The sequence below is a fragment of the Photobacterium sagamiensis genome (assembly GCF_050337085.1).
Classification (GTDB): domain Bacteria; phylum Pseudomonadota; class Gammaproteobacteria; order Enterobacterales; family Vibrionaceae; genus Photobacterium; species Photobacterium sagamiensis.
The window spans coordinates 1-13,847 of sequence record NZ_JAKJSP010000060.1 but is presented as its reverse complement, the minus strand read 5'-3'; the positions used below and the strand labels follow the sequence as shown (position 1 = coordinate 13,847).

11 protein-coding genes are annotated in these 13,847 nt (G+C 48.2%); 4 read left to right on the top strand and 7 right to left on the bottom strand.

The genetic code is table 11. The annotated features are described in order from the left end of the window. Position 1 precedes the first annotated feature (1 nt). The 4 genes from ptsP (at position 2) to iolD (ending at position 6,394) form a co-directional block, all read left to right on the top strand. Positions 2-2,518: a phosphoenolpyruvate--protein phosphotransferase gene (ptsP, locus tag L4D76_RS23730; protein ID WP_428443336.1), complete on the top strand. Its 2,517-nt coding sequence runs from the start codon at positions 2-4 to the stop codon at positions 2,516-2,518. A 153-nt stretch (positions 2,519-2,671) separates the two neighbouring features. Next, a complete protein-coding gene (locus tag L4D76_RS23725; protein WP_428443335.1) occupies positions 2,672-3,031 on the top strand; it encodes a SemiSWEET transporter in 360 nt (119 codons plus the stop codon). After that, entirely contained in the window at positions 3,028-4,269 is a 1,242-nt protein-coding gene (gene manA / locus L4D76_RS23720; RefSeq protein ID WP_428443334.1) for a mannose-6-phosphate isomerase, class I, read from the top strand. The genes L4D76_RS23725 and manA overlap by 4 nt, the downstream gene beginning before the upstream one ends. 193 nt (positions 4,270-4,462) lie before the next feature. Beyond that, entirely contained in the window at positions 4,463-6,394 is a 1,932-nt protein-coding gene (gene iolD / locus L4D76_RS23715) for a 3D-(3,5/4)-trihydroxycyclohexane-1,2-dione acylhydrolase (decyclizing) (protein ID WP_428443333.1), read from the top strand. Between the two features lie 764 nt (positions 6,395-7,158). Here the strand turns inward: iolD and cas6f are convergent. The 7 genes from cas6f to L4D76_RS23680 form a co-directional block, all read right to left on the bottom strand. After that, the gene (gene cas6f / locus L4D76_RS23710; RefSeq protein ID WP_428443332.1) at positions 7,159-7,752 is read right to left on the bottom strand and encodes a type I-F CRISPR-associated endoribonuclease Cas6/Csy4; all 594 of its coding nucleotides are present in this window, start codon (positions 7,750-7,752) and stop codon (positions 7,159-7,161) included. Position 7,753: 1 nt separating this feature from the next. Further along, positions 7,754-8,782, bottom strand: a complete 1,029-nt coding sequence (gene csy3, locus L4D76_RS23705; protein ID WP_428443331.1) for a type I-F CRISPR-associated protein Csy3 — start codon at positions 8,780-8,782, stop codon at positions 7,754-7,756. After that, the gene (locus tag L4D76_RS23700) at positions 8,769-10,691 is read right to left on the bottom strand and encodes a type I-F CRISPR-associated protein Csy2 (protein ID WP_428443330.1); all 1,923 of its coding nucleotides are present in this window, start codon (positions 10,689-10,691) and stop codon (positions 8,769-8,771) included. The genes csy3 and L4D76_RS23700 overlap by 14 nt, the downstream gene beginning before the upstream one ends. A gap of 2 nt (positions 10,692-10,693) precedes the next feature. After that, positions 10,694-11,875, bottom strand: coding sequence for a TniQ family protein (locus tag L4D76_RS23695; RefSeq protein WP_428443329.1), 1,182 nt, complete (start codon positions 11,873-11,875; stop codon positions 10,694-10,696). Positions 11,876-11,972: 97 nt separating this feature from the next. Further along, complete coding sequence (locus L4D76_RS23690) at positions 11,973-12,194, bottom strand: hypothetical protein (protein WP_428443328.1); 222 nt, start codon at positions 12,192-12,194, stop codon at positions 11,973-11,975. A 663-nt stretch (positions 12,195-12,857) separates the two neighbouring features. Further along, positions 12,858-13,031 (bottom strand): hypothetical protein, encoded by a 174-nt coding sequence (locus tag L4D76_RS23685; protein WP_428443327.1) that lies wholly within the window; start codon positions 13,029-13,031, stop codon positions 12,858-12,860. Positions 13,032-13,044: 13 nt separating this feature from the next. Then, a complete protein-coding gene (locus L4D76_RS23680) occupies positions 13,045-13,200 on the bottom strand; it encodes a hypothetical protein (protein ID WP_428443326.1) in 156 nt (51 codons plus the stop codon). Between the last annotated feature and the right edge of the window lie 647 nt (positions 13,201-13,847).

Genomic DNA, 13,847 nt, shown 5'->3' with positions numbered 1-13,847 from the left:
CATGCTGAGCTTTGAATTTATCTGTGTGCTGCCAAACGGTGTTCACGCCCGCCCGGCCAATGAGCTGGAGCTGCGTACCACGCCATTTAGCGCCAACATTACACTGATCAACCACAGCAAGCAGACCCGGGCTGATGCCAAAAGTGTGCTGTCGTTGGTGAGCGCTGATATTACCGAACAGGATCGTTGTGAGCTGCAGTTTGTCGGCGACGATCAGCTGCTGGCCTTTGATGCGTTGAAGGCGTTTATCGACCATGAGTTTGCCGATTGTGATGAAGTGCTGCCGTCTGCTGTCAGCAGTGAAGCGAAGCGGTTGCCGGTGTCACTGGCGCAGGCTAAGCCTGAGTATCTGAGGGGTCGGCCAATCAGTGCCGGGATGGGTGAAGGTAAACCTGTGGTGGTCGGGGCGGTGGATCTGCATCGGCTGGCCGATGGGCTGGGCAACGGCGGGAGTCTCTGTATGGTTCAGATCGAGGCGGCGTTGTTAACCGGTCTTGACAGGCTCCTGGTATCACTGGAAGAAGCCTTTAACAAGGCCGATGACATCAGTTGTGGCATGCTCGAAGCCCACCTGAAGATCGCCAGAGACAGTAGCTTTAAGAAAGCGCTGTTGAATCAGCAGGCGTGTGCCCATCCAGTTGAGGCGATCGCCAATGCCAGTGATCAATTGCGTAGCAAGCTGCTCGCTAGCTCAAGCCGTTATCTGCAGGAGCGGGCACTGGATATCGAGGATATCTGTATTCAGCTGGCCGAGCAGGTGGTGGGGGAGTCCATTCAGGCCGAACTGGTCCTGACTCAGCCCAGTATCTTGGTAGCGCAAAATCTTACTCCTAGTCAGCTGCTGTCGCTGCCCCGCGAATATGTGAAAGGGATGGTGCTGGAGCAGACGGGAGAAACCTCCCACACAGTGATCCTGGCACGATCCTTTGCCATTCCGGTACTGACCGCCACCGACAATGCCGTTGCTTTTGTGGCCGGTTGTGAACGGGTGATCCTGGATGCCGAGCAGGGTGTGTTGGTGCGTTCACCTAATCAGGAAACCGACCGTTTTTATCAGCTGGAACGGCATAAAGCGATCGCCAAGCAAGCGCGGCTGGCACCGTTTCGCAACGGTAAAGGCCGGTCGAAGGACGGCGTCGCCATGGAGATCGCCGCCAATATCGCTATCGGCTCCGAAGCGGTTTCTGCGTTTGATGCCGGTGCCGAGGGGATAGGGCTGTTCCGCACCGAGATGCTGTTTATGGAGCGGAGCCAGCCGCCGTCTGAGCAGGAGCAGTACCAGATCTACGCCGAGGTGCTGCAGGCTGCCGAAGGCCGGCGGGTGATCATCCGTACCCTGGATATTGGCGGCGACAAGCCGCTGGACTACCTGGGATTGCCGGAGGAGGAGAACCCCTTCCTCGGCTACCGGGCGGTTCGGATCTACCCAGAATTCATCGAGCTGTTCCGTCAGCAGGCGCGGGCGTTGCTGAGAGCCAGCCATCAGGGGCCGTTGGACATCATGGTGCCCATGGTCTCCACCCTGGAGGAAGTGCAATGGCTGCATCAGCAGTTCAGTGAGTGCGAGCAGGCACTAAAACAGGAGGACGTCGACGTGGGCCACTGGCGGTTAGGGATCATGGTCGAAGTGCCGTCGACTCTGTTCCTGGTCGAGCGCATCGCCCCTTGGATCGATTTTATCTCCATCGGTAGCAACGATCTGACCCAGTACTTTATGGCCTGTGATCGTGGCAACGACAAGGTGGGCTATCTCTATAACCACCTGCAACCCGGCTTTATCCAGTTACTGAAAGAGATCGTGCAGCGGGCAAAGGCGGTCGGTCTGGAAACCGGACTATGCGGCGAGATGGCTGCCGATCCACAGGCGTTGCCGTTGCTGTTGGCGATGGGGCTAGATGAAATCAGTATGGCGTCACCCAAGATTGCCCATAGCCGGGCGATGCTCAGCAACCTGACCCAATTCACCTGTCAGCAGCTGCTGGAAGAAGCGATCGCCGCGCCATCGGTGGCAGCGGTGGAGCGCCTGCTCAGCGATTGTCTATCGAGTCTGAAAAAACCTGAGGTGCTGGCACCCGAGTTGGTGTTGTCGCAACTCAAGGCCGGCAGCAAGGCCGAGGTGATCAAGGCGCTGACCGACAATCTTGAGCTGCATGAACGGGTCTCCTGCGGTACGGATGTCGAGCATGATATCTGGGCCAGGGAAGAGGTGTTCTCCACCGCATTGGGCTTCTCGTTTGCGATACCGCACTGCAAGTCCCCTCATGTGCGTCATAACAGCGTGTCGGTAGCGCAGCTGGCTGAGCCGGTCTGCTGGAACGAAGCCGACGATGTGTGGGTGTCTACGGTGATCATGCTCACAGTCGATGAGCAGGATGCCCAAGGCAGCCATATGCAGCTGTTCTCGCGGCTGGCGCGCAAGTTGATCCACAAGCCGTTCCGGGAGCAGCTGGCCGCTTCACCATCCGGTGAGCAGACGGTGGCGCTGTTGCATCAGCATTTGATTGAGCAAGCGGCCTAACGCCGCCCCTTAGTTGGGCGAGATTAGCGACGCCTTAATCAGCCTTACATGCTGGTGCAGCGTCCTTAGTTTCGGCCCTCTCACAGCATTGCTTAGCTAGTTCCCTATGAATGTGACTAGCAGGATTTCGTTAGCGATTTTGGATTTAACACTATGAACAACCTATCTATCCTTGGCCTGAAAGGCCCTTTCCTTGGACTTGTTACCGTGCTGTTGGCATCAACGGTACTGGTGGAACTGTTGAGTCAACCTCAGCTGCTGGGGTTTGTGGCGGCATCATGTACCACACTGTCGTTCCTGCCTCAGGTGATCCATACCCTCAAAACCAAAAATACCGACGGGATATCGCTGACCATGTACATGATGTTTCTGGTTGGTATTTTTTGCTGGTTGATGTATGGCATTAATGCGCGGGATCTGCCGTTGATCATCGGTAACGGTATTACCCTGATGCTGGCCAGCGTGGTGTTTGGCTGCAAGTTGAAGTCTACCATCAGGGAGCGGGTACAATGAGCGATCCTACCTTGTTGTCTCAAGCGCAATTGGTGTCCCAGCGTCCATCGCAGCCTCACTTGCCATTGCTGTGCCAGTCACCTTTGCTGATCAGGGGCGAAGTACAGCACTATCAATGGGGCGGTAACGCCTTTATTCCAGAGGTGCTGAATATTGAGCAAACCGATAAGCCATTTGCCGAACTGTGGTTCGGCACCCACGGCAGCGCACCGTCAACCATCGTCGGTGGCGCAACTAATTTGCTGAACTATATTCAGGCCAATCCGCAAACTAATGGCGGTCAGGATAAGGGCTTAAACTTTCTGTTGAAGATTTTGGATGTGCGCTCCCCCCTCTCTATTCAGGTGCACCCTAACAAGAGCCAGGCCGAGCAGGGGTTTGATCGGGAGAACCGCCAGGGGATCAGCTTAAAGGCGTTTGATCGTAACTATCGGGACGACAACCATAAGCCGGAGATCATGGTGGCATTAACTACCAGCTACCTGCTCTATGGCTTCAGCGAACTGGGACTCGCCATCAACCGTTATCAGCAGTATCCGTCGTTGCAATCGCTGGCGTGGCGGTTGCGCTCCGACGGATTCGAGCGGTTTTACCCCTGGCTGATGCGGCTGAGCAAGACGGAGCTGCAAGGCTACCTTAATCCTCTGTTGGCGCAGGTGATCTCTGACTATCGACAGGGACAACTCCGTAAGAACGATCATGGTTACTGGGTGGCCAGAGCCGCATTAGAGCACGGCGGTAGCGATGCTTGCGATCCTGGTTTGCTGTCGATGTTGGCGATGAATCTGGTGCGGGTGGAACCGGGGAAGGGGATCTTTCAACCAGCGCAGTTGCCCCACGCTTACCTTGAGGGCGCCAACATTGAGCTAATGGCCAATTCTGATAATGTGCTGCGAGGTGGCCTCACCCCTAAGCATATAGATATCGAAGAGTTGCTGACGGTGGTCGCCATTGAGCCTTGTACGCCCGAGATCATCACTCCACAAAAGGAGAGTGAGGGAGTAAACCGCTATCCGATTCCGGACTGCGAGTTTAGTTTGTCTCACCTCAGTGGTGACAGCGCGATCCCGCTACCGGCGCACACCGGGGCCGCGGTGTTATTGAATATGGGGGCGCCGTGCCGGGTGGTGTCCAACCAGTTCCAGAAAAAGGTGCCTAAGGGCCACGCCGTCTTTATTCCCGCCGGGACTAAGGTGACAGTGAGTGCTCTATCACTTGATTGCTATTTGGCCAGATAAGCGAGAAGGTCAAACAGGCCTTCTCGTTTTCACGCCTCCTAGTCTTCGATGGCCGTTTTGTGAATCTTCTTGCATAATTAAAAATTAATGAAACGAATGTTCCACTTTTCCTTGATGGTGAAATATAATTTCATATCATTGATTGCAACCCTATTTGTTCAATGTCAATACAACGTATTCTGGTGGAGAAATAATGAAAACCATTCGTATGACCACTGCTCAGGCCCTAGTGGCGTTTTTAAAGAATCAGTATGTCGAGATCGACGGCGTAGAGCAGCGCTTCGTTAAAGGTGTCTTTACCATCTTCGGCCACGGTAATGTGGTGGGCCTGGGTCAAGCGCTGGAGCAGGATGGGGAATTTATCATCCACCAGGGTTGCAACGAGCAGGGGATGGCCCACAGTGCGATGGGCTTTGCCAAACAGCGGCATCGCAAGCAGATCTACGCGGTCACCTCGTCGGTGGGTCCGGGGGCTGCCAATATGGTAACAGCGGCGGCGACAGCGACGGCCAACCGTATTCCTGTACTGTTCTTGCCGGGCGATACTTTTGCCACCCGCCAGCCGGATCCTGTATTGCAACAGGTCGAGCATTTCCATGATCTGACTCTCTCTACCAATGACAGCTTCCGCGCCGTGTCCAAATACTGGGATCGCGTTAGCCGTCCCGAGCAGCTAATGACCGCAATGCTTAATGCCATGCGGGTGTTGACCGATCCCGCCGATACCGGGGCGGTTACGGTATGTTTGCCTCAAGATGTCCAGGGTGAAGCCTGGGAATTCCCGGCCCATTTTTTCAACAAGCGGATACACAGGATAGAGCGTCGTCCGGCTACCGAAGCGATGTTGCAGGATGCGGTTTCACTGATTAAACGAAAGAAGAAACCGTTGCTGATCTGTGGCGGCGGCGTGCGCTACTCCGAAGCCCATCAGGCGTTTCGGGCTTTTGCGGAAAAATTCAACATTCCTTTCGCCGAAACCCAGGCCGGAAAAAGTGCCATCCCTTACCACCACCCGCTTAATTTGGGCGGTGTAGGGACGACAGGCTGCCTGGCGGCCAACCTGATCGCTAAAGAGGCGGATCTGATCATCGGTGTGGGAACCCGCTTCACCGACTTTACCACCGCCTCTAAGTGGCTATTCCAGGGGGATGGGGTAGAAACCCTGACCATCAACGTGGCTGGCTTCGATGCGATGAAGTTGGACGCCACACCTGTGGTGGCAGACGCTAAAGCAGCACTGGAAGCCTTGGTCGAGCGGCTGGAGGCCGAGGGCTATCGCTCCGGCTATGACAATGAGGTCACTCATGCCCGTCAGGCTTGGGATGACGAGTTGCAACGGCTGTGGGCCATCGAATATACAGGTCACGACTTTGTCCCCGAAGTCGCCGGGCAGTTGGACGACCGGCTGGCGGAGTATATCGAAGCGCACGGCGGCAGTCTGATCCAGACGCAGGTGCTGGGCGTGTTGGACCAGTCGCTGGATGACGATGCCATCATCGTCGGAGCAGCGGGCTCGCTGCCGGGGGATCTGCAGCGGATGTGGCGGCCGAAAACCGCTAATACCTATCATATGGAGTACGGTTACTCCTGTATGGGCTACGAAGTAAACGCGGCCTTGGGGGTGAAAATAGCCTGTCCGGATCAGGAGGTGTATGCGCTGCTGGGTGACGGCTCTTTTATGATGCTGCATTCCGAGCTGCAAACCTCGATCCAGGAGAACCGCAAGATCAACCTGATCCTACTCGACAACATGGGCTTTGGTTGTATCAACAACCTGCAGATGGGTTTTGGTATGGGCAGTTTTGGTACTGAAAATCGTGCCCGACACCCGGATACTGGTCGGTTGAACGGCAATCTGGTGCCAGTCGACTTTGCCAAGATCGGTGAAGGATACGGCTGTAAAACCTACAGTGTTCGCACGGTCGAGGAGCTGACAGCGGCGCTGGCCGATGCCAAGCAACAGACGGTGTCGACCCTGATCGACATTAAGGTGCTGCCCAAAACCATGACAAACGGCTACGAGTCGTTCTGGCGAGTCGGTAATGCCCAAGAGGCCGATATGTCCTCGGTGCTGGATGCGACGGCGGCAATGGAGTCGGAACTGGAAAGGGCGCGACGTTACTAAGTTCCTGTGTAGTTGTTCCTGAATAAATCGGATGTTAAGTTAACCTGTGCCGGACCCGCGCCGGCACAGTGATCAAGTGGACCTTGTTAAGCCGGCCTGTTGTGCTTATATACTCCGGACACATACATTTCAACTTATGGTTGTTTCTACAAGTTGTAGAAACAGCCATAAGTTGATATTTATGATTAGTTCACCATCAATGCCTTAGAAGAAAAACAACCATAATCTGATATGGGCTAAAACAACCATATGTTGATATTTTCTGACATTAATACGGTTGTCTCGTATTTACATGAAAGTAAATTTCATACATTAGCTACTAGGTCGAGCTGATTTTTTTAGTTGACAAAAAACTGGTAGCTAGAACTGCCTCTGAGAAGTGTAATGAAATCGGCATTACTATCTTTATATTGCATGAATTGATAGAGATTGTTGGTTTATAAGAAAGGTAGGGAGCAGCACTAGTTGCAGTTCCCTAAGTTGTATTTTGTTTAATCTACCTATTCGGCAGTAAATACTTTGGCGACACCGTCGTTGTTATTAGTGTCATTATCAGCTACCTATGCGGCAGTGAACTAGACATTTCCGAAGAATATGCCATTCAAGAAATTATCAGCTACCTATGCGGCAGTGAACCGTTGTCGTTTTAAGTATAAGCTAATTATTTCAGTTGGTTAGTTTTGGTTTGTCAAAAATCCCCTTTTTTATTGCTGAACTATAAATGGATATAAATCAATGTGTTAAAGACGTGTGAAAATAAAGGGTCAGATTACTGGGACTGAGCACTGCGTATCGGATTTATTCGACAATCCATAGCTTGTGAACTCTCCATCAATTGGCGCGTTGGGCTTTACCATTTGTATATTTAGTCGGAAGTTGGTTCGTTTGCTACCACTACTGACTGCGATTGTGTGGTAGTGCTCTTGTTCATAATGTGTTGGAGCATAAGTGGCGGTATATTCTTCCCCCCGCTCGAATGCTCTTCTTTCAGCACGTTTGATATCCCGTCGCAATGCACCTGGAAAGCTGTTATCAATGGCTTGATTACGAATAAAAAGAACATCATCTTCAGGTTGTGTATTAACAGGATGCGTTTCTGAAATGTTGAAATACCCAAGGCGTTCCATCTGGAAGAAGTACTGTTGGTTTAACAGAAACTCTAGGTTCCTTTTGTCTTTGGAGATGAATGAGATTCGTTCACCAACTGTCTCAATACACCAATTCGGAAATGAAAGGCCAATATCATTGATTTCGTTATTCATGCACACGCCATGAAGGATATGAATACAGCGCCCAACAAGGACCTCATTATTCCTGTCCTCGGGTAAAAATGTCACAGTCTTGAAAAAACGAGTCATTTTATCTTCCTCCTAGTTGAAACAGACCACCTTTGATCAAGTTTGCTATTATGAAATGGAGCTGGTTTGTACCACCATTCTGTGTGAACGTATTGTTTTCTAGCTGTTCTATTAGCTCTTCAGATCTCATCAGCAATGAGTAGATATCTAGTTCTGTATCAGGGTGGCGATGAGCAATGGAATGCTTTTTGTCGACACCATAGCTACTCACTCTCAAAGGGTATTCCGCATCGGGGTACCAGTCATCAATCATGGCAATTGCAGCCCCCGTTTTATACGCACCAAAGATAGGGCTTTCATCATCGTCAATCTCTGTTGTCTGATAGGTTCGCCCCTTTGTACCTTTTTTGCTTTCTTTAAACACTTGGCTTGGATGAAACTGAGCGTTTGTTGGAAGACTCAATACCGCTTTGATTTCGAGTATAAAATATTTTTTGGGATCTTGAAGCGCATCTGTAAAAGCTTGAACGAGCAGCTTCCAACCGAGTAAATCATTCTCCCAGCCTTCTTCGAACCGTTTTCTTTGTATATCTTCAGCTGTTATCGGTGTGAGTTTCCATGGCGAGATTGTTATTGTTGTTGAGTAAGTTTTTTGATTTCGCCACAACCATGTACCCTTAATGATGTTCTTTAAGTACCGTTCGGCAAGGTATTCAAATCCAATTTTTTCGCTATATAACTGTGTTAATCTTTCGAGCATATTGGTTACTTCTCGATCATTGCAACACTTTGAGGAGCCTGCATTTGCTTCAATCGTAACTGAAAATTCGCCAATAGTTTCTTTTACGCCATGGGGTATATGGCAGTAGTCAATCTCATGTGGATTACCTTCAGCAAGATTGGCCCGAGTAACATTTTCCTTTCGGCTGCCATCTTTATTAAACCCTTCTTCGGCATTGCCTTTATTGCCTAACACGACTCGACTATGAAGCCGCAAAGGTTTGATTTCCCCTGATGGCCAGATGGCATGAAAAGTGATGATTGATGGGTCAATTGAGCCTTGGTAGGAGAGGCGATTAGGTAGTTTCATCATGACTCCTTATGGAAGTAATCAATGGACCAGAGCCAGCCCAACGATAAGTCCAGAGAAATTGGTTTTGATCTGTTGAGGATGTGAACGGTACTAGTTGAACCGCAGAAATAATTGGTTCACAAAATGCGTGTAAGTTGTTATCTAATGCGTGATTACGGTTTTGAGGCTGTTCCAGCAGGTGGTAGCCTGTGCATGTCAAAATTCGATTCTTTCGATTATTGCAATATTCGATTAGTGACTCAGCTGAATCCTGTGTACAGCTCGTATCTTGGCTTAACCACCGTCCGCTTTCTATTTGAATATGCTTAACCGCATCACGAACAGTGGATTGCAAACTGATGTCAGGAATGTCTGCAATTTTTATATGAAGATTACCGCGACAAAGGCGTTTAGGTAGAGATGACAGTATCGCGTCGAGATCAAATTCAATAAGGGATTCTAATTTTAAAACCAGACTGAACGTAAAGTCACATTGCCATCCATCTACGATACCTGGGCTTTTAATATGACCACCCACATACTTAATCGCTTCTTTGGTTAATCCTCTTTTTTGAAGATGATAGGTATGCATACATATTGCAAAAGCATTTGCTCTGGTTTTGATGGCGTGTTTTGATTCTAACCGGCGCTCAAATGCGTGAATAAAGCCATAGAACCCTATCAGTGAGGGCAGGCCGACAGTGTAAGCACTGCTTTCTGCATTAGCGTTAGAGACGTGTATATTGGGGATAACGAGATATTTTTTCTGAACTAATTTCTGCGTAGGTGAAATTGCAGATGTGTCTGTCGATGCAAAAACATGCTCGAAGAATTGGATAAGCGCTGGTTGATAAGACACACGGTGTCCTTGCTTGAGTTTTGATAAATCAAAATTGAATGTCTGGGCCAGTGCTGAAGGTGTAGTGTTTTGGGGTATACCTCTATCTGCTACCCATTCTAAAAGCATCGCTTTAATCAGCATTTGATAATGAATTTTGAGCTGTTTGTGCTTGTTGCTTGTTGTCAGCCAATCCCTTTGTCGATTAAGCTCAATGAGTGCATTGAACCTTTCTCGGTTCATCCATTGTGACTGATTCTGGGATACATCTTGTTGGGTATATCGTAGCTTAGGTGGTGTTCTGATTTGATTAATTTTAGCGCCAGTTGCAGTCACTAAGTTGCCCACATTGGTAGCTCTTGAGCACCGATGGAATCCTGTTATACGAGATGAAGGTTCCAGCACGCGATGTATGGCTGCCTGAACACGATGTGAGGCCACTGGAGTGAGGGAGATATACTCGTGCTCATCTAAAGGAAGTCTAACCTGAGGCAAATAGTTAGGATACAGATTGACAGATGCACATTTTGCCGGGATCCTTGCTAAAAGCCTCAGTGCGAATTTCTTATTTTTCTCTGTACAACCGAGTTTTTTTAACAGCTTCCAGAACGAGTGGTTAGTGTCAGTAAGGGCTAAAGCGAGTGAAAGAGTTGCACCTTGCCAAATGAAATCGCTACACAATAAAATAGCAGCATTGATGTCCCGAGAGTTTTGCGCGTAGCCAAACGTGTTGTCGTCATTTTTTGAAGAAGAAAACATAAAGTCAGGAAGCTTATTAATAGGCTCCAGTCGAATGACTCCGGTTGCACGATAATCCGGAAACTTGAGGTTATGGGTGTGCCGAAATTTAGCCGTCTTTAAACAACGTCGCCACCATGCTTCGTTTCTAAGCTTCTCTTTGCAAGTGTTTTTATCCAAAAGGTCCTTTTGTCTTTCTCGCTTTTCAGTAAGGTTCACTAACACGGTTAAAGCTATGTTTGGGTTTTCAGTGATATCGACAGTAAGTGTTGCCGGTTCAAAAGCGCTTCTCAATGCTTTTATTTTGTTTTCATCATTTGGTAGTTCGATTAACTCATTAAAGTTTGTCATGGCTACCACCGTGAGACGTATACAGAACGGTTGTAGGTCTCTGATTGGAAGTCAGACAGCCAGAGGCAAAATATATCTCCCAGATAAAACACATATGATTTGATTGATAACGTGCTGTTAGATTTCAAACGTACGTTGGGTTTGAGAAGGCCTTGCTCAACTAAGGATGCAACTTGATCTAAAGACGTTGCCAGCAATAGCGAAGCCTCAATACTGTTTATGCGAAGGTTAGCGATGAAACCATTGTTGTCTAGCATGTGTTCATCAAGGTAGCGAACGACGTGTTTAAAAATGATGTTATTGTGAAAATTGCGATTAGGAAGCAACACTGTATTGAACAGAATTGCCCCCATTACCTCTCGACAGGTCAACTCATTGAGATCCTTTACTCGAAATTCAATTGCATTTTGAATTTGTTGATCTAGCTCTTCATCAAGTGATTGAGGCCAGTTGCTCCAGAACGTATTAAATTCACTAACGTTAATTTTCAAATCGTGCTGTGTGTACCACCAGTGTGCAATACCCCAGCGATGACTTCTTGATACATCAGGGTAAAGGGAAGATTGAGCACCGGATAGCCAAAAAGAAAGTTCTAAGACATCAGCGCTAGTTGATTGTTGCTGCTCTAAATAGCTAACTTTGCACTTGGGGCAGTGAGGGAATAAACCATCATGACGGTAATCAATTTCATGCCCGCACATGCACTGAGTGAGCAGCTCAGAGTTATGTATATGACAGCTTGAATAGGGGAGGAAATGCCACCAATATCGTGCGTATCCGTTTTCTGCTAAACACTTTGGGCAAATCGGTACATTCGTCTTTCTGAGTAAAGACCGTGGGAATAATTCTGCCTGTCGAATCAAAGCTGTAGTACTAGGTGAAAATTTTGCGTTGGCTCGATTGAGCGTGAGTTGTTGAAGTTCGACTGGCTCTTTGAAAACCAAATGACTCAGCGCCCGAATAGCATGTGTACGACTGGCACTATTTTGTCTTGAATAGCAGGGATTAAAAACAGTCAGGTCAGTTGGGAGAGATTCGAACCGTAATTCATCAATATTGCATAAGTATCGTTTTAATGCTGATAAAAAAGGCTTTGATTGCTTATATCCGTTAACGTTTCCCACTCTTATCAGATAGCTCTCTAGCGTTTCATCTGTACGTGGTTTCGGGCGAGCTAGCAGCATCCTAAAGTACCTATGTTGTAAACACCCTAACGGGGGGAATAAAAGTATGAATGGAAAACGAGCGGAGTGAGTTGCTTATTCCCGCCGAAAAAAATTCTCATTCCAGAGATAGCTTACTTTGGCGAATCAGCATGCAGAATCGCTCATAGTCATGGCTGTAAACATAGATTGGATGAGGTGTCGCTGAACCAGCGATAAATTGTTCAAATGCCGCCTGTATGTTTTCAGGTAACTCACGTGGATCAACAACGGCAAAAGGGATATTGGGTATATAAAAGGGCGTTAATGTAGGGAGTGGTGGTTTAATACTCTTAATCATGCTGCTGCTCCTGTTTATGACATAAAGCCTATGTACAAAAGCTGAACCGTACAAGGAAGAAGTCTTAAATCAGGAAAAGTTTCATAGATTTAATCCACATCATAGATTTAATCCACATCATAGATTTAATCCACATTTACATTGACGAATAATTTACGTGAATGTTGATTATGGTGAAATAAATGTATGGGGCTTAGCTTTGCCCGCGATTTCTCCCAATACCGAGTGAAAATGCATTATGTTGACCAAAAGTGCATTTTGCATTTTATGCAGTGACCAATTGCTGCGCTAAATCGCAGTTGCCCCATTGTGTGTTAGTGCTAAAACTCATTCACAGGCTGTTAATGCTGGTTTGCGATACATTTTCTAATCGCTTTTTCTGAGCGTGATACAGCACAAGGTCGATCAGTGGCAGACCTTCATTCATGGCCATTGGCGACTCTGTGCGTTAAGTGCGTTATATGTTAAATAGGCGAGTTAGCAGGGGGTTTTGAGCAGTTGAGCCAGCATCTATGTATAAATACAGATAAAGGGTCGCTAAGTGGGTTTCAGGAGGCTTTTTGATAGGTTGTAGATTTGTTACAGAATGAGCGGGTTTTAAGCGGGGATTTAGCGGGGTTGGGTAGGCGGCGATTCCGGCACGAAACCGCCAAAAGATCAGGTTTACCCTTCAAGCATGCCGACAACCTCTTCAATGCCTTCGGCCACTATGTATTTCGTGCCTGTACTCAATTCAATTTCGACCACTCCACCAATTGCCAAAACTGCAGCCACCTGAGTGGGGTTTATGTAAATGACGCCATCTCTATATGTGAATTTTTCTAGTATGGATTTCATATTTTTCTTTCCCTTAATCTTTAATTTGGTTTTTGATTGCCCGGGTGGCAACACCCAGCAATAGCATATCTTCCGTGACTTTTCCGCGACGGTCGTCGGTTACTGCGTACCATTGCCCATTTTGCCAATACAGCTGGGCACAGAAGATCTCGCCGTCCAATTCCATCATGGCCGTGCAGCCATCATGCGGGTTCCGGCCCTGCTCGATAACCAGGGGGATAACAACGATTGATTGATTTGGCCGGCTAATCCTGCCATTTTGATAGGTAGGTATAATTATTCTAAAAGTTGACCTTTAACGATGATTTGTGTGTGAGTTCTCGGAGGAAAATATCAATATGTAAATCGGCCCAAAACCGTCACAAACTTACAGACAGTTTCGGAAGCATATCGCCTTGATCAGTTGCCTGAAATCGTCACTACAGGCTTATGAGGGGCAGGAAAGGGTAAAATCAGGGGCTAACTGGCGTATTTAACGTAATGGGCATAATGACTACCGATTTTTGAGAGTGAGATCATCAATTATCGGCCATGGGTTTGTTAGGTTAGTGTGCTCACCGTGATGCATATGGATGCAAGTTTTTATTAACAACTCATTGCGGGTTTCGAGATGTCCCTGAATTTGTCTGAAAGGTGCTTTGGGTAAGGGATAGAGAGTAGACTTCCGACTTTTGCCAACAGACAGGAACGTTCATGGCCAAAAAACCGGGAAGTCAGCGGTGGCAAAGGATCCCGACCAATTTAACACCTCAGCAGTTCGATGAATTTATCTTACCCCACCTCAAGCAACCCAAGTCTGGACCATCCCCCAAAATC

What these genes read in the sequence shown, in the direction of transcription:
- ptsP (WP_428443336.1), top strand. Translation starts at nt 2, where the DNA reads ATGCTGAGCTTTGAATTTATCTGTGTGCTGCCAAACGGTGTTCACGCC.
- L4D76_RS23725 (WP_428443335.1), top strand. Translation starts at nt 2,672, where the DNA reads ATGAACAACCTATCTATCCTTGGCCTGAAAGGCCCTTTCCTTGGACTT.
- manA (WP_428443334.1), top strand. Translation starts at nt 3,028, where the DNA reads ATGAGCGATCCTACCTTGTTGTCTCAAGCGCAATTGGTGTCCCAGCGT.
- iolD (WP_428443333.1), top strand. Translation starts at nt 4,463, where the DNA reads ATGAAAACCATTCGTATGACCACTGCTCAGGCCCTAGTGGCGTTTTTA.
- cas6f (WP_428443332.1), bottom strand. Translation starts at nt 7,752, where the DNA reads ATGACTCGTTTTTTCAAGACTGTGACATTTTTACCCGAGGACAGGAAT.
- csy3 (WP_428443331.1), bottom strand. Translation starts at nt 8,782, where the DNA reads ATGAAACTACCTAATCGCCTCTCCTACCAAGGCTCAATTGACCCATCA.
- L4D76_RS23700 (WP_428443330.1), bottom strand. Translation starts at nt 10,691, where the DNA reads ATGACAAACTTTAATGAGTTAATCGAACTACCAAATGATGAAAACAAA.
- L4D76_RS23695 (WP_428443329.1), bottom strand. Translation starts at nt 11,875, where the DNA reads ATGCTGCTAGCTCGCCCGAAACCACGTACAGATGAAACGCTAGAGAGC.
- L4D76_RS23690 (WP_428443328.1), bottom strand. Translation starts at nt 12,194, where the DNA reads ATGATTAAGAGTATTAAACCACCACTCCCTACATTAACGCCCTTTTAT.
- L4D76_RS23685 (WP_428443327.1), bottom strand. Translation starts at nt 13,031, where the DNA reads ATGAAATCCATACTAGAAAAATTCACATATAGAGATGGCGTCATTTAC.
- L4D76_RS23680 (WP_428443326.1), bottom strand. Translation starts at nt 13,200, where the DNA reads ATGATGGAATTGGACGGCGAGATCTTCTGTGCCCAGCTGTATTGGCAA.